Origin of the sequence: Lentzea aerocolonigenes (assembly GCF_000974445.1) — a bacterium.
GTDB lineage: Bacteria > Actinomycetota > Actinomycetes > Mycobacteriales > Pseudonocardiaceae > Lentzea > Lentzea aerocolonigenes.
In genome coordinates this window covers 67,299-85,504 of record NZ_BBOJ01000036.1, presented here as the reverse complement: position 1 = coordinate 85,504, position 18,206 = coordinate 67,299, and the positions used below count along the sequence as shown (strand labels likewise).

General features: G+C 69.3%; 23 protein-coding genes. 9 read left to right on the top strand and 14 right to left on the bottom strand.

All coding sequences use genetic code 11. The features are described 5' to 3' along the window. Positions 1-682: IS30 family transposase (locus AOM45_RS45830; RefSeq protein WP_156249778.1), on the top strand; the 682-nt coding region annotated here is incomplete at its 5' end. Between the two features lie 72 nt (positions 683-754). On the opposite strand, the gene AOM45_RS45825 is transcribed toward AOM45_RS45830, so the two are convergent. The 8 genes from AOM45_RS45825 to AOM45_RS45790 all read right to left on the bottom strand — a co-directional run bounded on the left by AOM45_RS45825 (position 755) and on the right by AOM45_RS45790 (position 7,364). Further along, positions 755-1,561: an ESX secretion-associated protein EspG gene (locus AOM45_RS45825; RefSeq protein WP_030473378.1), complete on the bottom strand. Its 807-nt coding sequence runs from the start codon at positions 1,559-1,561 to the stop codon at positions 755-757. Beyond that, a complete protein-coding gene (locus tag AOM45_RS45820) occupies positions 1,561-2,754 on the bottom strand; it encodes a PPE domain-containing protein (protein WP_063757198.1) in 1,194 nt (397 codons plus the stop codon). Before AOM45_RS45820 ends, AOM45_RS45825 begins: the two co-directional genes overlap by 1 nt. Positions 2,755-2,756: 2 nt before the next feature. Beyond that, entirely contained in the window at positions 2,757-3,122 is a 366-nt protein-coding gene (locus AOM45_RS45815; RefSeq protein WP_030473376.1) for a hypothetical protein, read from the bottom strand. A gap of 97 nt (positions 3,123-3,219) precedes the next feature. Further along, complete coding sequence (locus AOM45_RS45810; RefSeq protein WP_030473375.1) at positions 3,220-3,801, bottom strand: DUF3558 domain-containing protein; 582 nt, start codon at positions 3,799-3,801, stop codon at positions 3,220-3,222. Between the two features lie 6 nt (positions 3,802-3,807). Then, complete coding sequence (locus AOM45_RS45805; protein WP_030473374.1) at positions 3,808-4,365, bottom strand: GNAT family N-acetyltransferase; 558 nt, start codon at positions 4,363-4,365, stop codon at positions 3,808-3,810. A 51-nt stretch (positions 4,366-4,416) separates the two neighbouring features. Then, positions 4,417-5,187 (bottom strand): HAD-IA family hydrolase, encoded by a 771-nt coding sequence (locus tag AOM45_RS50320; protein ID WP_162185770.1) that lies wholly within the window; start codon positions 5,185-5,187, stop codon positions 4,417-4,419. Continuing rightward, on the bottom strand, positions 5,166-5,552 hold the full coding sequence (locus AOM45_RS45795) for a DUF1707 SHOCT-like domain-containing protein (protein ID WP_035913758.1): 387 nt from the start codon (positions 5,550-5,552) through the stop codon (positions 5,166-5,168). The genes AOM45_RS50320 and AOM45_RS45795 overlap by 22 nt, the downstream gene beginning before the upstream one ends. A gap of 45 nt (positions 5,553-5,597) precedes the next feature. Beyond that, the gene (locus AOM45_RS45790; RefSeq protein WP_030473371.1) at positions 5,598-7,364 is read right to left on the bottom strand and encodes an acetyl/propionyl/methylcrotonyl-CoA carboxylase subunit alpha; all 1,767 of its coding nucleotides are present in this window, start codon (positions 7,362-7,364) and stop codon (positions 5,598-5,600) included. A gap of 134 nt (positions 7,365-7,498) precedes the next feature. Between AOM45_RS45790 and AOM45_RS45785 the strand changes: the two genes are divergently transcribed. Further along, complete coding sequence (locus tag AOM45_RS45785; RefSeq protein ID WP_156094426.1) at positions 7,499-8,155, top strand: hypothetical protein; 657 nt, start codon at positions 7,499-7,501, stop codon at positions 8,153-8,155. On the opposite strand, the gene AOM45_RS45780 is transcribed toward AOM45_RS45785, so the two are convergent. The 3 genes from AOM45_RS45780 to AOM45_RS50315 form a co-directional block, all read right to left on the bottom strand. Continuing rightward, entirely contained in the window at positions 8,152-9,435 is a 1,284-nt protein-coding gene (locus AOM45_RS45780) for a dicarboxylate/amino acid:cation symporter (protein WP_030473369.1), read from the bottom strand. The genes AOM45_RS45785 and AOM45_RS45780 overlap by 4 nt on opposite strands. A gap of 181 nt (positions 9,436-9,616) precedes the next feature. Then, positions 9,617-10,216: a Maf family protein gene (locus tag AOM45_RS45775; RefSeq protein ID WP_030473380.1), complete on the bottom strand. Its 600-nt coding sequence runs from the start codon at positions 10,214-10,216 to the stop codon at positions 9,617-9,619. Then, the gene (locus AOM45_RS50315) at positions 10,176-11,618 is read right to left on the bottom strand and encodes a DHA2 family efflux MFS transporter permease subunit (protein WP_269083681.1); all 1,443 of its coding nucleotides are present in this window, start codon (positions 11,616-11,618) and stop codon (positions 10,176-10,178) included. The genes AOM45_RS45775 and AOM45_RS50315 overlap by 41 nt, the downstream gene beginning before the upstream one ends. A 35-nt stretch (positions 11,619-11,653) precedes the next feature. Between AOM45_RS50315 and AOM45_RS45765 the strand changes: the two genes are divergently transcribed. After that, the gene (locus AOM45_RS45765; RefSeq protein ID WP_030473367.1) at positions 11,654-12,043 is read left to right on the top strand and encodes a hypothetical protein; all 390 of its coding nucleotides are present in this window, start codon (positions 11,654-11,656) and stop codon (positions 12,041-12,043) included. A 61-nt stretch (positions 12,044-12,104) separates the two neighbouring features. On the opposite strand, the gene AOM45_RS50310 is transcribed toward AOM45_RS45765, so the two are convergent. After that, positions 12,105-12,326 (bottom strand): acyl-CoA carboxylase subunit epsilon, encoded by a 222-nt coding sequence (locus tag AOM45_RS50310; protein ID WP_081902763.1) that lies wholly within the window; start codon positions 12,324-12,326, stop codon positions 12,105-12,107. Continuing rightward, a complete protein-coding gene (locus tag AOM45_RS45760) occupies positions 12,323-13,969 on the bottom strand; it encodes an acyl-CoA carboxylase subunit beta (protein WP_030473366.1) in 1,647 nt (548 codons plus the stop codon). The genes AOM45_RS50310 and AOM45_RS45760 overlap by 4 nt, the downstream gene beginning before the upstream one ends. Before the next feature lie 117 nt (positions 13,970-14,086). Here AOM45_RS45760 and AOM45_RS45755 point away from each other — a divergent pair, with 117 nt between their 5' ends. From AOM45_RS45755 to AOM45_RS45740, 4 genes are read left to right on the top strand one after another with little or no spacing between them, the layout of a single operon-like run. After that, entirely contained in the window at positions 14,087-14,890 is an 804-nt protein-coding gene (locus tag AOM45_RS45755; RefSeq protein ID WP_030473365.1) for a biotin--[acetyl-CoA-carboxylase] ligase, read from the top strand. A 13-nt stretch (positions 14,891-14,903) separates the two neighbouring features. After that, positions 14,904-15,428 carry a PH domain-containing protein gene (locus tag AOM45_RS45750; protein ID WP_030473364.1) on the top strand — a complete coding sequence of 175 codons (525 nt, stop codon included), beginning with the start codon at positions 14,904-14,906 and terminating at the stop codon, positions 15,426-15,428. After that, positions 15,415-16,344: a hydroxymethylglutaryl-CoA lyase gene (locus AOM45_RS45745; RefSeq protein WP_030473363.1), complete on the top strand. Its 930-nt coding sequence runs from the start codon at positions 15,415-15,417 to the stop codon at positions 16,342-16,344. The genes AOM45_RS45750 and AOM45_RS45745 overlap by 14 nt, the downstream gene beginning before the upstream one ends. Continuing rightward, positions 16,341-16,889, top strand: a complete 549-nt coding sequence (locus tag AOM45_RS45740; RefSeq protein WP_030473362.1) for a GNAT family N-acetyltransferase — start codon at positions 16,341-16,343, stop codon at positions 16,887-16,889. Before AOM45_RS45745 ends, AOM45_RS45740 begins: the two co-directional genes overlap by 4 nt. Here AOM45_RS45740 and AOM45_RS45735 read toward each other — a convergent pair. Beyond that, positions 16,873-17,310, bottom strand: coding sequence for a MaoC family dehydratase (locus AOM45_RS45735; RefSeq protein WP_236704075.1), 438 nt, complete (start codon positions 17,308-17,310; stop codon positions 16,873-16,875). The two genes, AOM45_RS45740 and AOM45_RS45735, sit on opposite strands and share 17 nt — an antisense overlap. Positions 17,311-17,409: 99 nt before the next feature. Here AOM45_RS45735 and AOM45_RS45730 point away from each other — a divergent pair, with 99 nt between their 5' ends. Continuing rightward, complete coding sequence (locus tag AOM45_RS45730) at positions 17,410-17,895, top strand: YbaB/EbfC family nucleoid-associated protein (protein WP_030473360.1); 486 nt, start codon at positions 17,410-17,412, stop codon at positions 17,893-17,895. Then, on the top strand, positions 17,892-18,206 hold the full coding sequence (locus AOM45_RS45725) for a DUF2563 family protein (RefSeq protein WP_030473359.1): 315 nt from the start codon (positions 17,892-17,894) through the stop codon (positions 18,204-18,206). Before AOM45_RS45730 ends, AOM45_RS45725 begins: the two co-directional genes overlap by 4 nt.

Here is an 18,206-nt window from a genome sequence, read left to right as displayed (position 1 = left end):
CGATCAGCCGGAGCTGCACGTGACCCACGAAACCATCTACCAGGCCATCTACCTGCAAGCCCGCGGCGAACTCCGCCGCGAGGTCGCGTCCGCGTTGCGCACCGGCCGCACGGTCCGCACACCCCGGCGCGACCCCGCCCAGCGCCAGCCCCGCTTCCACGAGCCGATGCTGATGATCAGCGACCGGCCCGCCGAGGCAGAGGACCGGGCCGTGCCCGGCCACTGGGAAGGCGACCTGATCATCGGCAAGGACAACGCCTCCGCCATCGGCACCCTGGTCGAACGGGCCACCCGCTTCGTGGTCCTGCTGCACCTGCCCGACGGCCGCACCGCCGAACACGTCCGCGACGCGCTGATCACCGCCATCACAGCCCTGCCCGAACGCCTGCGTGAATCACTGACCTGGGATCAAGGCTCCGAGATGGCCCAGCACCACGAGTTCACCATCGCCACCGGCATGCCCGTCTACTTCTGCGACCCCCGCAGCCCCTGGCAACGCGGCAGCAACGAAAACACCAACGGCCTGCTGCGCCAGTACTTCCCCAAAGGCACCGACCTGTCCGTCCACACCGCCGAACACCTCAACGCCGTCGCCGCACAACTCAACCGCCGCCCACGCAAAACGCTCGGCTGGGACACCCCAGCCGAGCGCGTCACTACACTGCTCACACAAGCCAGTTGACCAGTCGCGTTGCAACGATCCCTGGAAACCGCCCCATCTATCGGCCCGAACGTGCTTTTCGCGCCAAAAGTGCTAGGAGCCGGCGGCCTCGGCCAGCAGCTCCACCAGGTGGTGGTGCAGGCGCCGGTAGTCCACCGGCGTGATCGTCGACCACGGCGGCTGTCCGTCCACCGCGCGCCGCATCTGCAGGTAGCGGCCCTTCGGCGTGTCGTAGAACGCGACCACCCGGTCCGGCCGCACCCGCTTGCCCCACTTGTCGCGGGCCGCAGCGCCGAACTGGCCGCGGTTCGACGCGTCGCGGACCATCTCGGCGAGCGTGTGGGCGTCGTCGGCGCGCACCCGGCCGCGCAGGGCTTCCTCCAGCTCCTCCGGAGTGGACGCTGAGGTGGCCGCTGCGTCCAGGTCCGCCGACGGCAGGGTGATCGAGTGGCCCTCACCCGCCGGAGCCGCGGGAAGCGTGGTCAGGGCCTCGCGCGGCAGGCCGTCGGCTTCGGCGGGGCGCAGGATCAGCTGACCGCCGTCCAGGACGGCCAGGACGCCCGCCTGGCCCTTGCCTGCGGCGAGCACGCGCACGCTGCGATCGTTGAGCCACATGCGGGCGTCGATCTCCTGCTGCGGGCGGTTCAGCACGTGCAGCAGGTCTTCCAGCGTCGGGTCCAGGGCACGCGGGCCACCGAGTCCGCGCGCGCCCAGCTGGCGCCAGACCTGGTCCTCGATGCTCCGGCGCTCCTCGCGGGTCTTTCCCGGCGACGGCACCTTCAGCACCAGCGGCATCGTCTCCAGGCCCAGGTGCTCCCAGAGAACGTCGAACTCCAGCGTGGAGATGATCACCGGGTCGCGCGTGTCGCTCATCCCGACGTCCAAGCCGAACAGAGTCATCAGTCGGTCGTGCTCTCCCCGATCACGGGCAACGTGTAGCTGCCGACCCCGTAGATGTCGTCGCGTTCGCGCAGGTAGTCGGCGGCCTTGTGCTCCAGGTCCTCCTCGTCCTCGCCCTTGCGCGGACCCATGCCGCCGAAGGGGTCGAACGACTGCGGCATCGGCACGGCCCTGCGGTGCACCTGGTCGTTGCTGTTCGACGCACCGAGCGTGCCCATCGGGCCCATGGCGCTGTTCGCGGCGTTCGCCACACCCGCGGCGTGGCCGTTGTTCATCACCGTGCCCATGGCCGCGCCGGACGCCGCGGTCGCGCCTTCCTCCATCTGCTTCTTCTCGGAGGAGGAGCCCGAACGGCCGGAGCGCTGACCGGGGACGCCGCCGACACCCGCGGTGCCGGTGCCGCCGGGACCTGCGGTGCCCGCCGTCGACAGGTGGGTCGAGGTGCCCTTCGACGAGGCGGCGGGCGCGGGCGACGTGCCGGAGGGGCGCGTGGACGAACCGGGAGGCGCCGTCGTGCCGCGAGGCGGGGTGACGGCCGTGGTGCGGGTTCCGGTGCCGGTGCGGCCGCCCGTGACGCCGCCCGTCGTGCCGTGGGGGCCGTACGCCCAGACGCCGGCCGTGCCGATGTTGGCACCGCCGCCGTGCGTGACGCCGGTGCCGCTGATCTGCAGCTGCGGCGGCTGGCTGAACTGGCCGAGGGTCGAGGTGTTCGCGGTCGTGGACGACGCGTAGGTGGACATGACCTCACGGGCGCGGCGCTCGGCCGCGTCCTGGGCCGCCTCCTGCTTCTCGTGGTCGGTCTGGCCGCCGAAGAGGTGCGTGATGCCCGTGACCAGGGCGCCCGGCTGCTCCGCGCTCACCACGACCGGGGCCGGCATGTCCGCGCGGGCCTTCGAGATGTGGTTCGCCTGCAGTTCGGCCGAGTAGCGCATGACGTCCGAGCCGACGCGCGCGCTGTCCGCCCAGGCGGCGATCGGGTTCAGGCCTGCCTGCGCCATGTCGGCGGCCCTGCCGCTCCACTTCGCGCCGGACAGCGTGATGCCCTGGTGCAGGTCGTCGTTGATCTCGGTCAACGCGGCCGACACGCCCGCCCAGCGCTCCATCGACGCGAACGACGCGGAGGCACCCGGACCTGCGTGGATGCGGTCGTAGAGCTCCTTGTGGCTGTAGCCCTGCCAGCGGTGATCGACCATGGTCAGCACCCGCTCTTGTTCATCATGCCGGTGTTGTCGCCCTCGACCACGTTGTACTGGCGCTCGATCTGGTTGAGGTTGTCCATCGCGGTCTTGAGCTGGCGCTGGTAGTTCAGCAGCGCCTGGAGCGCCGAGTCGCCGTCCGCGATCGACCGGTCGTTGAACTTCTCGGCGGCTTCCTGGCTGACCGGGTCACCCGCCCACGGCCGGACGCGGAACTCGGTGACCGCCATCTCGATCTGCTTGTCGAGCTTGGTCAGCGCGGCGGAGAAGGTGTTGCGCAACGCCGGAATCGCCTCTGGCTCCACGTTCAGCTCATGCTGGACGGGCGGCGAGGAGTCTGCCCCGCTGCGTCCCCCTGGCGGCATGGTGAAACCTCCGGCGGTTGTGCGTACAAGCGCTTGGCCACTCTAACCACCGAACGTAACGCTGGGGAGTGGGATCAGTGACATCCGCCCGTGTGGGTCAGCGCTTCTGGAGCAAACTGGCCATCGCCGCCTCTGCCACCCGCTGGGCCCCGAGGCAAAGATGATCTTGTTGCACCGCAGTGGAATTCCCTCCGTCGCGGAACATGACGTCGAGGAACTGACCCTCGGCCACGTCGATCTCCACGTTGCAGACGTCGTGCACGTCGGGTGTGCGGACGGTAATCGCCGGGAAGCCCTCGATCGTGCTCACCGTGTAATCCACCTGGGCGTTCTCCGAGAGCCACACGTCGGCGCCGGAGACCAGCACCAGGGCGAGCCTCGCCACGTTGCCGCTCTTCGTGCCGCGGATCGTGCACGCCTTCGCGTTGCCGAAGCTCGGTTCGAGGTACGCGCTGGGCGGGTTGTCCAGGCTCAGCGACGTGCGCTGGTCGGCGGTCAGCACCGCGCACGGGTCCACGTCGTCGAGCGGCAGGGCGCGCGGCCGGGGAGGGAAGTCCATCCGGGAGACCGACGGTGTCGTCGGCGGCGGTGGCGGCGGGGTGGTCAACGAACTCGTCTCAGGCGCGGCCGTGCATCCGGCCAGCGTCACCGCGACGACGAGGAGAGCCGTGGTCCGCATGGAAGGTCACCGTAGCTGTTCGGGCTGGGGGTCCGTCGCCGGCCGCGACCACAGCAGCACGTCCTCGCGCTGGTCGTCGACGATCGTCTCCTCGCGAAGACGACCCTCCAGGGTGAACCCGCACTTCTCCGCGACCCGCTGCGAGGCCTTGTCCGACACGGCGTGCCGGTAGGTGATCCGGTGCATCTCCATCGCGCCGTACACCCAGCCCAGCACGGAGTTCAGCGCGGCAGGCAGCACGTCCCCGTCGCGGTGCCCCGGCTGGGCCCAGCAGGTCACCTCGGCCGTCCTGAGCTCGTGGTCGACGTCGCGGATGACGATCCCGGCCAGCATCTCGGCCGTCGTGGCGTCGCACACCGCCCACGACCAGCGGTCGTCGTGCGCCCAGCCGTCGATCATGAACGGGACGAACAGCTCCGGCCCGTCGATCCCCATCAGCTCGAGGTCGCGACGGGTGTCCGCGTCGGCGTACGCCTCGACGATCGCGGGGACGTCGTTGACGCGGTCGTCGTTGCGGAAGGCGCGCAGGTAGTACTCGCCCGCGTTGATCTCGACTGGCTCCACGGGCCAGAGGCTAACCGGCCGGGGTGAACGAGGTCCGGCCGTTGCCGCGGTTCAGTGGTCTCCGGTGAAGCCGTCGTGCTGTTCGGCGAGGTCGTCGAGCCGCGACCGGTGCGCCGACGCCGGCAGCCCGTCCGGCGCCGTGGTCAGCTCGATCACCCAGTCCACGTCCTCGGCGTCGTCCTCACCCGCCAGCATGTCCCGGTGCACCGCGCACGGCCCCCAGCCGGCCTCCAGCAACTCCGCCGCCAGCTCCTCGGCCTCGTCGCGGTCGGGCAGGATCAGCAGCACGGTCGGGGAGATCAGCCCGCGCACCGCCAATGCCGTCCGCAGCGCCGCCGTGTCGGGCACGTGCACGCCGTCGAGTCCCACCTCACACGCGGCTTCGGCGTTCTCTTCGGTGTCGTCGCAGAACACCGCGGTCTCGTACCCGAGTTCGTCGAGCACCCGCTGGAAGATCGCGTGGTCGGGCTTGGCCACACCGAGCCGCGCCGAGCTGAAGACCGCGTCGAACTCCACGTCGAGCCCGAGCAGCGCCAGGTCGGCTTCGAGCCGGGTGGTGGCGTTGGTCAGCAGGGCGACGAAGCACTGTTCCTTCGCCGCCCGCACCAGCGCCAGCGCCTCGGGAATCACCTCACCGGACGTGGCCGCGAGCCCCACCTGCTCCCGCCACTGCTCGTCGGTGATCTCACCCGTGACGGCACGGCGCAGCAGCGAGGGTTCGAAGGCGGCCTCGGCGACCTCTGGCGGAATCGGCGGGAAGGACCGCACGACACCGTCGAGATCCAGCAACAGCAACGGTTTCAGCGCCGGCGTCCGTTCCACTGTCCCCACAGGATCGCCACGGCGGGGATGAGCAGGAAGATCAACGGGTTCCTCACCAGCACGAAGAACGCGATCACCACGGCCACACCCACGGCCGGCACGACCGCACCCTCCCACCGCCGCGCGGGCGCGTTCGACGGCTCGGGGTACATCGCGACGGGCGTGGCGAACTGCGGCCGGGGATCAGGCAGGTCGTAGAACAACGCCATCAGGTCGCCGCGGGTCTTGGCAGTGGTGATCTTCGCGGACCGCTCGCCGTACTCGTCGATGTCGATGCGGCCCGCGCTCATGTGCTCGCCGAGCACCTGCAACGCCTGCTGGCGCTCGGTGTCACCGACGCGGATGTCCCTGGACGGGTCGCTCACGCACTCAATCGTAGGTGAGCGACCCGGCCCGAGGATTCGCCGCTGTCAGTCCTTCAGCTCGCAGATCACGGTGCCCTGCGTGATCGGGTCACCGGGAGCCGCCGCCAGACCCGTCACCGTGCCCGCCTTGTGCGCGGTCACCGGGTTCTCCATCTTCATGGCCTCCAGCACCACGATCAGGTCGCCCGCCTCGACGGTCTGCCCGTCCTCGACGGCCACCTTCACGATCGTGCCCTGCATCGGCGCCGCCACCGCGTCACCCGAGACGGCGGCGGAACCACCACCCGCGCGCTTCGCCTTGGGCTTCTTCACAGCTGCGGCGGGACGTCCGCCACCAACAGCCAGATCACCCGGCAGCGACACCTCGAGACGACGTCCGCCCACCTCGACCACCACGGTCTGGCGCGGCGTCTCGTCCTCGGAGGCCTCAGCCGTTCCGGAGAACGGCGCGATCTGGTTGTCGAACTCGGTCTCGATCCACCGCGTGTGGACGGTGAAGCCCTCGGGCTTCTCGGCCGTGAACGCCGCGTCCCGCACGATCACGCGGTGGAACGGCAGGACGGTCGCCATGCCCTCCACGACCATCTCGTCCAGCGCGCGACGGGCGCGGGCGAGGGCCTCCTCGCGGTTCTCGCCGGTCACGATCAGCTTGGCCAGCAACGAGTCGAACTGCCCGCCGATCACCGAACCCGACTCGACACCGGCGTCGACGCGCACGCCCGGACCGGACGGCGCCACGAACGACGTCACCGTGCCCGGTGCGGGCAGGAAGCCGCGGCCGGCGTCTTCGCCGTTGATGCGGAACTCGATGGAGTGCGCGCGCGGCGTCGGGTCTTCGAGGTGCTTGAGCTTCTCGCCGGCCGCGATGCGGAACTGCTCGCGCACCAGGTCGATGCCCGTGGTCTCCTCCGACACCGGGTGTTCGACCTGCAGACGGGTGTTGACCTCCAGGAACGAGATCGACCCGTCCAGGCCGACGAGGTACTCGACGGTGCCGGCGCCGTGGTAGCCCGCCTCCAGGCAGATGGCCTTGGCGGACGAGTGGATCGTGGCGCGCTGCTCGTCGGTGAGGAACGGGGCGGGGGCCTCCTCGACCAGCTTCTGGTGGCGGCGCTGCAACGAGCAGTCGCGCGTGCCGACGACGATCACGTTGCCGTGCTGGTCGGCGAGGACCTGCGCCTCGACGTGCCGCGGCTTGTCCAGGTAGCGCTCGACGAAGCACTCGCCGCGGCCGAACGCCGTGACAGCCTCGCGCACTGCGGAGTCGAACAGTTCGGGGATCTCTTCCAGAGTCCGCGCGACCTTCAGGCCACGGCCACCGCCACCGAACGCGGCCTTGATCGCGACGGGCAGCCCGTGCTCGGTGGCGAACGCGATGATCTCGTCGGGACCGGAGACCGGGTCTTTGGTACCGGGCACCAGCGGCGCGCCCGCGCGCATCGCGATGTGCCGCGCGGTCACCTTGTCACCGAGGTCGCGGATCGCCTGCGGGGTCGGGCCGATCCAGATCAGGCCCGCGTCGATCACGGCCTGCGCGAAGTCGGCGTTCTCCGACAGGAAGCCGTAGCCGGGGTGCACGGAGTCCGCACCGGACTGCGCGGCGGCGTTCAGCACCTTCTCGAACGACAGGTAGCTCTCGCCGGGCGTGTTGCCGCCCAGGGCGAACGCCTCGTCGGCGAGCCGGACGAAGGGCGCGTCGCGGTCGGGATCGGCGTAGACGGCGACGCTCGTCAGACCGGCGTCACGGCAGGCGCGGATGACCCGGACGGCGATCTCACCGCGGTTGGCGATGAGGACCTTGCGCAGCGACACGGCGTCGTACCTCCTGCTGGACCGGTAATTACGGCTCTGGCTGGTGCCGCAGTCTACGGAAATCGGTGAACTCCGAGAGGGAGAGACGGCTCACTTCACACCCCGTCCTGAGGCCATCCGCCACAATCGGCGACGTGGGTGGGTCCAGGTCTGTGCAGGTGGTCGCCGTCATCGCTGCCGTGGTCGTCGTCGCGGGGCTGGTGTTCGCGTATTTCAAGCGCACGAACAACACCGATTCAGGGCAATCGGGAGCCGACGGTGGAATGCGCTGCGGTACCACCGTCTGCCAGGTCGTCATCGGCAAATCGGTCGGCAAGGACCTCGTCGAGCTGCTCGCCGGAACCGGCGGCGGGCGGATCAGGGTGACCGGCGCGTCCGGTCCGTTCATCTTCGAGATGACCATCGCCGAGTCCGGCGCGACGGTGACCGGCGACTCGCTGGAGTGCACCGAGGCGCCGGTCAGCGTGTGCCTGGTGCGCGGGGACCGCGACGGCGAGGTGCTCGGCGAGGTGCTGGTCCGCAAGGACGGCACGTGGTCGCGCGTGCAGGCGGCCTACCTGGCGAGCGCGGGGTACATCGGGCTGCACGACGTCAACGAGGACGGCACGGCGGACATCGTCGCCGCGCAGCTCGCGTGCGACGGCAAGTGCAGGAACGCGTTCGTGCAGGTGTTCTCGGCGATCGGGCCGGATCTGGGTTGTACGGCGGCGGCACAGGAGCGGAACCAGCTCCCTGGCTGGCCCGCCCCTGTGCCGAAGATGTCCCAGCTGCGCCCCTGCGCGACGAACTAGGCGTTGACGAGATCCTTCTCGGCCGGAACCGGCTCCTCGATCAGGTTCTCGCTGCGTGCCACCAGCACCGGCACGGTGATCTGGCCGGCCACGTTGGTCGCGGTGCGGATCATGTCCAGGATCGGGTCGATCGCGTAGACCACGGCCACACCGGTCGCGATCACCTGCGGCGGCAGGCCGACGACGCTCAGGGTCAGCGTGAGCATCGTGTACCAGCCGGTGGTTCCGGCGGTGGCCAGCGCACCGAACACGGCGACGACCACGATGCCGACGTACTGCCACACCGACAGCTGGATGCCGAAGAGGTTCGCGATGAAGATCGTCGCGACGGCCGGGTAGACCGCGGCGCAGCCGTCCATCTTGGTCGTGGTGCCCAGCGGCACGGCGAAGTTCGCGTACTCCTGCGAGACGCCGAGGTCCGTCGCGGCCTTGCGGGACAACGGAAGCGTGGCGCCCGACGAACGCGACACGAAGGCGAACTGGATGGCCGTGCCCGCCTTGCGGAAGAACTCGAGCGGCGAGGTCTTGCCGACGAACTTCAGCAGGATCGGGTACACGACGAACAGCACCAGCAGCGTGCCGACGTACACCGCGAGGATCAACGAGAACAGCGGCCGCACGAACGAGTTGCCGTAGGACGCCACGGCGTTGCCGATGAGGCCGAAGATGCCGATCGGCGCCAGCAGGATGATCCAGCCGACGACCTTCTGCACGATGTCGAAGAACGAGCGGACCAGGTTCGTGAACGGCGCGGCCTTCTCGCCGAGCGCGTAGGCCGCGAAGCCGACGAGCACCGCGATGAACACGACCTGCAGCACCTCGCCCTCGGTGAAGGCGCTGAAGATGTTGGTGGGCACCAGGTTGTCGAGCAACGCCTGCCACGAACCGGACGCGCGCTTGGCCAGCTTGTCGACCGCGCCCGCGGCGGGCTCGATCTGCAGACCGGCGCCGGGCTTGACGATCGCGGCGACGGCGAGGCCGATCAGCACCGCGATGAACGACGTGATGGCGAACCACAGGAACGTCTTGCCGCCGAGCCGGGCGGCGGTGCGGCCGCCGCCGAGGTTCCGCAGCGACGCGATGCCGACGACGATCGCGGTGAACACGAGGGGGATCACGGTGAGCTGCAGCAGCGCCGTGAAGGTGGAGCCGATCTTGGCGAGGACGGGCGCGAGCCACGTGCCCTTGCCGAGCCAGCCGGCGAGCGCGCCGAGGACGAGCGCGCCGAGCACGGTCAGGCCGAAGACCTTGGGCTTGCGGTAAGTCTGGACGAACGACACTGGGACATCTCCGTTTGCAGGGATGAGTGAACTGGGCCGGGAGCGGTCAGCTCCGACAGCCCGTGCTCGTCCTGCGGCCGTGGTCGATGTGCCTGCGGCGCGTCAAATACTCGTTCATCGCACTGCCCCCAACGCGTGTGCTGAGGGCAGTCTTCCCTGATCAAGCCAAGTGTGACCAGCGCTACCAGAGTGTGGACGCGGAAACACCCACCTGGCCGAGCAGCCTTCGGGTGAGCGGCAGGCTGATGCCGATGACGGACGTGTGGTCGCCGTCGATGCCGTCGATGAACCAGCCGCCGAGCCCGTCGATCGTGAAGCCGCCCGCGACGTGAAGTGGCTCACCCGTCGCGATGTACGCCTCCAGCTCCTCGTCCGACGGCGTGCCGAACCGCACGGTCGTCGACTCGGCCGCGGAGGCGCGGTCGACCACCTCGCCACCGGAGACCCGCAGCACGGTGTGCCCGGTGATCAGCACGCCGCTCTTGCCCGCGACCCGCCGCCACCGCTCCCGCGCGACCTCGGCCGTGCCGGGCTTGCCCACGAGCTCGCCCTCGAACAGCAGCATCGAGTCGCAGCCGACGACCACGCACTCGTCGTCGTGCTCGATCGCCTCCGCCTTCGCCGCGGACAGCGCGACGACGGTCTCCTCTGGCGTCGGGTTCTGCAGCGACGCGACCAGCGCGTCCTCGTCGACACCGGAGACCCGGACGACGGGCTCGACGCCCGCGGACCGCAGGACGCTAAGACGGGCGGGAGACTGGGAGGCGAGGATCAGACGCACCAGCGGAGTGTTGCACGCCCGGCCGGAACGAGAACGCCGCGACCAGTCCGATCACCAGCGCGCCCAGCAGCGTGATCATCGCGGCCCTCGTGGCCGCGGTGAAGTCGCCGGAGCTCGCGAGCACGACCTGCAACACCGCCGCCGTCGCCGCGCTGCCGAGCACGTTCCCGAACTGACGCGAGGTGTTGTAGATGCCGGCGCCCGCGCCCATCAACGACCCGTCCAGCGTCTTCGTCGAGATGTTCGTCAACGGCGCGTACACGAGCCCCATGCCGGTACCTGCCACGAGCAGACACGGCAACAACGTCCACTGCGGCCCGTCGTGCAGGAGGAACGTCATCGCGCCGATGGCGAGCCCGAGGAGGAGGAATCCGGTGATCGGCAGGTACTTGGCGTTCGCCCGGTTCGAGAGCCGTCCCGCGAAGATCGCGACCAGCCCGGACATCAGCGAGGCCGGTGCCGTGATCAGGCCGGCCGTCAGCGGCGTCAGCTTCGGGACCGTCTGCAGGAACAGCACCAGCGGCACGAAGAGCCCGGTCACCGTGAACCCGATGGTGACGTTCGCGATGTTGCCGAGCGAGAAGTTGCGGTTGCGGAAGATCCGCAACGGCAGCAGCGGCTCCGGGTTGCGCCTGCTCGCCTGCCACACCACGAACAGCGCGAGCACCAGCACCCCTGCCGTGATGACGTGCCCGATCTGGATCGGTCCCACGACCCGGCCCCAGCCGAAGTGCTCGCCGTTCTGGATGCCGAACACGACCAGCCCGAGCCCGGCGCAGCACAGCACGACCCCGAGGAAGTCGAACCGGTGTGCCCGGCCCGTCTGCAGGTCCGGCACCCACAGCAGCAGCAACGTCAACGCCACCACGCCCACCGGGATGTTGACGAAGAAGATCCACTGCCAGCCCAGGTGCGTCACCAGCACGCCGCCGAGCAACGGCCCGGACACCGTCGCGAGCCCGGCCACCGAGCCCCAGATGCCCAGCGGCGCACCACGCCGGTCCGCGGGGAACAGGTGCGTGATGAACGCCATCGTCTGCGGCGTCATGGCCGCGGCGCCCACGCCCTGCACGACCCGCGCGGCGATGAGCGTCTCGGCGTCGCCCGAGAGCCCGCAGGCCAGCGACGCGAGCGTGAACAGCACGAGCCCGGCCAGGTAGAGGCGCTTCGGCCCGAACCTGTCGCCGAGCCTGCCGGTCAGCAGCAACGGCACGGCGAACGCGAGCAGATAGGCGCTGTTGACCCACATCACGTCGTTGAGCGACGCGTTCAGGCCCCTCTGCATCGAGGGCATCGCGACGTGCACGATCGTCAGGTCGAGCAACGTCATGAAGAAGCCGACGCAGAGGGCGGCGACCGCGCGCCAGCTGGCCCGGTCAGCCGATTGCGTAGGACTACTGATGCGCGACCACCTCTTCCGTCGGCACTCTCGACAGAGTGAAGCGCTGGGTGCTTGTCCTCACCGAACGCGGTTCCGATCGCGAAGGCAAGCGCAGACGGATCGCGGCCCTGCTCGTCGTGCTCGGCGGCCTCATTGGATCGTGGGGCGTTGGAACCGTGCTCGCGAGCGACCCGATCGGCTACGGAGTGCCCGTCTGGCCGTTCGCCGACACCGCCGACCGCGCGGAGAACGCGCTGCTGACCCAGGTCGTCACCGCGGTGCGCGACAAACTGCCGGTCAACCACGACCGCGTGCAGGTGCTGAAGAGGACCGACGCGTACGGCAGCGAGTTCTTCACCTTGAAGCTCCAGGTGGACGGCGAGACCCGCTGCCGGGAGCTCGTGGTGGGACTCGACGTCAACAGCCGCCGAGTCCCCTGCTCCTGAGGGTTACGCGGGAGCCCCGCGTAACCCAGAAGGAAACGAAAGGCCCCCGCGTTACCTGAAGTCAGCCGGGGAGGCCGGAGGCGCGCCAGGCGCCGGGGCCGTGTTGCAAGGGGCGGCGAACGCGGCGAGCCGGGTTCGCCCATTCCGAGCGTTGCGCGGGCTTGTCCTCGACCGGGACGGCCGCGGCCAGCCCGGCGATGACCGCGGTCAGTGCCGCCAGTTGGTGGTCGTCCGGGTCGCCTTTGACTACCCGGAGCAGTGGCCTTTCCTGAGGCGCGGTCACAGCGGGATGTTCCCGTGCTTCTTGGGCGGCAGCGTCTCGCGCTTGTCCCGCAGCATCGACAGCGCCCGCGCCACGTAACCGCGGGTGTACGACGGCGGGATCACCGAGTCCACGTACCCGCGCTCAGCGGCGACGTACGGGTTGCACAGCGTGTCCTCGTACTCCTGCTGCAACTGCGCGCGCAACGCGTCGACGTCGTCGCCGTTCGAAGCGGCGGCCGCGAGAGTCTTGCGGTGCACGATGTTCGCGGCACCCGAAGCGCCCATGACGGCGATCTGCGCGGTCGGCCACGCCAGGTTGATGTCCGCGCCGAGGTGCTTGGAGCCCATGACGTCGTACGCGCCGCCGTACGCCTTGCGCGTGATGACGGTGACCAGCGGGACGGTGGCCTCGGCGTAGGCGTAGATCAGCTTGGCGCCGCGGCGGATGATGCCGTTCCACTCCTGGTCGGTGCCGGGCAGGAAGCCGGGCACGTCGACGAACGTCAGCACCGGGATGTTGAACGCGTCGCAGGTGCGCACGAACCGCGCGGCCTTCTCGGAGGCGTCGATGTCGAGGCAGCCCGCGAACTGCGTGGGCTGGTTCGCGACGACGCCGACGCTGTGGCCGTCCACGCGGCCGAAGCCGACGAGGATGTTCGGCGCGAACAGCGGCTGGACCTCCAGGAAGTCGCCGTCGTCGAGCACGCGGTTGATGACCTCGTGCATGTCGTACGGCTGGTTCGCGGAGTCCGGGATGAGCGTGTCGAGCTCTCGGTCCTCGTCGGTGATCGAGTCGGAGATCGACCCCTCCGCCAGCGTGCCCTCGAACGTGGGCGAGTCGGAGAGGTTGTTCGACGGCAGGTACGAGAGCAGCTCTTTGACGTATGCGATCGCGTCTTCCTCGTCGCTGCCGAGGTAGTGCGCGTTGCCGGACTTGGTGTTGTGCGTGCGACCGCCGCCGAGCTCCTCGAACGTCACGTCCTCACCGGTGACCGTCTTGATGACGTCCGGGCCGGTGATGAACATGTGCGAGGTCTGGTCGACCATCACCACGAAGTCCGTCAGTGCGGGCGAGTAGACGTGCCCGCCGGCGTTGGAGCCCATGATCAGCGAGATCTGCGGGATCACGCCGGACGCGCGGACGTTGCGGGTGAAGATCTCGCCGTAGAGGCCGAGCGAGACGACGCCCTCCTGGATGCGCGCGCCGCCGCCCTCGTTGATGCCGACGATCGGGCGTCCGGTCTTGATCGCCAGGTCCATGATCTTGACGATCTTCTCGCCGTAGACCTCGCCGAGCGAGCCGCCGAAGACCGTCACGTCCTGGGAGAACACGCAGACCGGACGGCCGTCGACGGTGCCGTAGCCGGTCACCACGCCGTCGCCGTAAGGCCGGTTGCGCTCCTGGCCGAAGTTGGTGGAGCGGTGCCGCGCCAGCTCGTCCAGCTCGACGAACGAACCGGGGTCGAGCAGGAGGTCGATGCGCTCGCGGGCGGTCTTCTTGCCCTTCGCGTGCTGCTTTTCGACCGCGCGCGCCGACCCGGCGTGAACCGCCTCGTCGTTGCGCCGGTAGAGGTCAACGAGCTTGCCCGCGGTGGTGTGGCCGTCGGGCGCGCCTGAGGCGTCGCCGGGGACGTGTCCAATCGGCTCGGTCGCACTGCTCATGGGCTCGCAGCCTAACGAGACCATTGCTGAACTGCCCCGTGCAGTTGTCCAGGTCACGGCAACCTGTTCGACATCTCTGATCGCACGTACTCTCTTCCGTTCCAATAGCCTGGCGCGATGACCTCCGCACTCGACGCTGAAGAGCTGCGTTCGCGGCTCGTCGCACCCAACGGCCCGTACGCCGCGCTCGACGTCGTGGCGAAGACCGCGTCCACGAACGCCGACCTCGCTTCCACCGGCGGGGCGGACCGCACCGTGCTGATCGCGCTGGAGCAGACCGCGGGGCAGGGCCGTCGCGGCCGCACCTGGGCGTCACCCGAGGGCGGGCTGTACTGCAGTGTGCTGTTCCGGCCCGCCGGAGTGCCCGCCGCGCAGCTGCCGTGGCTGAACCTGATCGCCGGGCTCGCGTTGGTGCGTGTCGCCCGATCGGTTGGTGTCGAGGCCTCGCTGAAGTGGCCGAACGACCTGCTGCTCGGTGCCGGCGCGGGGAAGGGCGCCGGGATCCTGTCCGAGATCACCGCCGACGGCTCGGTCGTCGTGGGCATCGGCCTGAACGTGGCCAAGCTGCCCGCGGACGTCGAACCCGCGCCCGGTGGCCTCGCGCCGACCTCCCTCGAAGACCTGGGCGCCGCCGAACTGGATCGCGGCGAGCTCGCGTTCCGGCTGCTCGTCGAGCTGGCGCAGCTGGAGGGCGTGTGGCGCAAGAACGGTGGCGACGCGGTCGAGTCGGGTGTGCTGGAGGAGTACGTCGAGCACTCGTCGACCATCGGTCAGCGCGTGCGGGTCGAGCTGTCCGGCGGCCTGGAGATCCTCGGCGTGGCGCAGCGCGTCGAACCGGACGGCACGCTGGTCGTCCGCGGCGACGACGGCCAGAACCACGGCGTGTCCGCTGGTGACGTGGTGCATTTGCGCCCGGCGTGATTAGGGTTGGCCCATGGCCTATCCCGACGACCTGCTGAGCTCAGGCGAGCACGTCGTGATCCACAAGCACCCCCACTGGAAGATGCTGATCTTCCCGGTGTTCTGGCTGCTGGTGGTGGTCGCGCTCGGCACCTACCTGGCCGGCCTCGTCGTGGACCAGTCGTGGGCCTCCATCGCGTGGATCGCCCTGGCCGTGATCGGCGTCGTGCTGATCCTGTGGCTGACGATCGCACCGGTGGTGCGCTGGCGCACGACGCACTTCATCATCACCTCGGACCGCGTGATGTACCGCGAGGGCGTGTTCAAGCGCACAGGACTCGACATCCCTTTGGCTCGTGTGAACAGCGTCCGCTTCGAGCACAGTCTGATGGACCGCGTGCTCGGCTGCGGCACGCTGATCATCGAGTCGGCCTCGGACGAGCCGCTCGAGTTCGACGACATCCCGTCCGTGGAGAAGGTGCACACGATGTTGTACCGAGAGGTCAACGACAACCCCGACGACGACTTCCACCCGAGGACGCTCGATGGGCGCGCGTGAGGCCGGCCTGCCCGACGTCGTCCCGTCCGGAACGCTCCCGTCGAGGGTGACCATCTGGGAGGTCGGCGCGCGGGACGGGCTGCAGAACGAGTCGGTCGTCGTGCCGGTGTCGGTGAAGCTGGAGTTCCTGGCGCGACTGGCCGATGCCGGACTGTCCGTTTTGGAGGCAACGTCCTTCGTGCACCCCAAGTGGGTGCCGCAGCTGGCCGACGCCGCCGAGCTGTTGTCCGGTTTGGACGCTCGGCCTGGTGTCGTCTACCCCGTGCTGGTGCCCAACGAGCGTGGCCTGGATCGTGCGCTGGAGGCCGGGGTCACGCACATCGCGATCTTCGCTTCCGCCACGGAGACCTTCGCTTCGCGCAACCTGAACCGGACGCTGGACTCGCAGTTCGAGATGTTCGCGCCGACCGTCGCCCGTGCGTTGGACGCCGGGCTGGACGTGCGCGGGTACGTGTCGATGTGTTTCGGGGACCCGTGGGAGGGTCCGGTCGCCCGGTCGCAGGTCGTGGCCGTGGGGGAGCGGCTGCTGGAGATGGGCTGCTCGCAGTTGTCCCTGGGGGACACGATCGGGGTTGCCACGCCCGGTCAGGTCGAGTCGTTGCTGGAAGGGTTCCGGGACGTTTCCCGGTTGGCTGTGCACTTCCACGACACCTACGGGCAGGCGTTGTCCAACACGTTGGCCGCTTTGCGTTGTGGCGTCACGACTGTGGACTCCTCGGCCGGCGGGCTCGGCGGCTGTCCGTACGCGGAGTCGGCCACCGGGAACCTGGCCACCGAGGATCTCGTCTGGATGCTGGACGGGCTGGGGATCGAGACCGGGGTCGATCTGGACGAGCTGGTCGCTTGTTCGGTGTGGATGGCTGAACAGCTGGGGCGGCCCAGTCCTTCTCGTGTGGTCCGGGCGTTGTCGAAGTGAAGGTCGTCGCGCTGGAGGAGTCGACCTGGCCGTTGGCCGAGTCGCTCTTCGCGACGAGCAAGACCGTTTCCTGGTGTTTCTGCACCTGGTTCATGCAGACCAACGCCGAGATGGATCGCGGCGACAACCGGGCTGTTCTGCGGGCTCGGCTGGGGACGCCGATCGGGTTGCTGGCGGTGGACGACTCCGGGCAGGCCGTCGGGTGGGTCGCCGTCGCGCCTCGGGCGTCCTACTCGCGGTTGGGGCGGTCGAAGATCACCGCACCTGTTTCCGGTGACATCTCGGGTGTGTGGTCCGTGACGTGCTTCTACGTTCGGCGGGACGTGCGGCGGCAGGGAGTGACCTCGGTGCTCCTCGATGCTGCGGTCGAGTACGCGGCGAAGGCGGGTGCGGAGTCGGTCGAGGGATATCCGATCGACACCGAGGGCAGGAAGCTGCAGGCCGGCGAGCTCTACCACGGGCGGCTGGCGATGTTCCTCGACGCGGGCTTCGAACTGGTCGAACGACGCGGAACGCGACGGGCGCTCGTCAGCCGCGCGCTGTGAACATCCCCGTCGCGATGAACCTGTAGACCAGCTGGTCGCCTCGGTGGGCCGTTCCTGCGAATTCCACCAAGCCCAGGGCCGGGCGGCTCTTCGACAGGCGGGCGCTCAGCACCTCCGCCGCGAAGGTCAGCTTGTCGCCGGGGTACACCGGGGCCAGCCAGGACAGTTCCCGGCCGCCAGGGGAGCCCTGGGAGGTGGAGTCGGAGAGGACTTCGTCCACCCAGCGGCGCATCCAGAGGGAGGCCGTGTACCAGCCCGAGGCGGACAAACTGCCGAAAATGCTGGTTCTGGCCGCTTCCTCGTCCAGGTGGAAGGGCTGCGGGTCGAACTTCTTCGCAAAGTCGATCATGTCGTCCCGGTCGACGATTACGTCGCCCAGCGGGATGATTCGGCCTGCGGGTAGATCCTCGAAGGCGATCACGTCGTCGATCCTACGTAACTGAAACCGCTGGGAACCGATCTAAGGGCGACGGCGTCCAAGAGCCCGAGCCCAGGGCTATGCGTGTGTGAGGGGGACTCGGTGGACGACCACCGTGCGCAGGTCGAGGAGCTGCTGGCCGACTACCGGCGCAGTCGTGAGCAGCTGGCGTCTGTTCAGCGGGAGCTCGCTGCGGTCTCCGGGCGGGCCTCCAGTCCTGATGGGATGGTCACCGCGACCGTCGGGACCGGAGGAAAGCTGCTGTCGTTGGAGCTCTCCGAGCTGGCTTATCGGCGGCATCGGCCTGAGCAGCTGGCCGAGTTGATCGTGCGGACGGTGGGGGCGGCCGCCGCTTCTGCCGCCGAGGGCACGTATCAGACGTTGAGCGCGGTGTTGCCCGCGGCGACTGATCCCGCGGCGCTGGTCGCCGGGACTGCCGACCTGCGGCCTGCCGAGTACGCGGTGGACGACACCGAGACCGTGGATCTGGGACGGCAGCCTGTTCGTCGTCGTGTTGATGATGACGAGGACAACGAGCAACGGGAGAGCTGGCTCGACTCCGAGCTCATCAACAGGAGGGTGCGATGACCGGGTACAACGCCGACCTCGAGCGCTTGGACGCCGGGGCTCGTGAGTTGAAGGGGTTCGCCGGGCAGGCCACGGAGATCGCCGGGGCGCTCGATCGGGCGTTGGCCGGGTTCGGGGCCTGCTGGGGGGATGACGCCGTGGGGCGGAGTTTCGCCGCTTCGCACGAGAAGCCTTCCGGGGACACGGCTGGGGCGTTGGCCGGGCTCGCGACCACGTTGGGGGACGTGGGCGACAAGCTCGCCGCCACTGCTGAGACGTACCGGCACGTCGAGGAGAGCAACTCGACCGCGATGAGAAGGTTGGACGGCTGA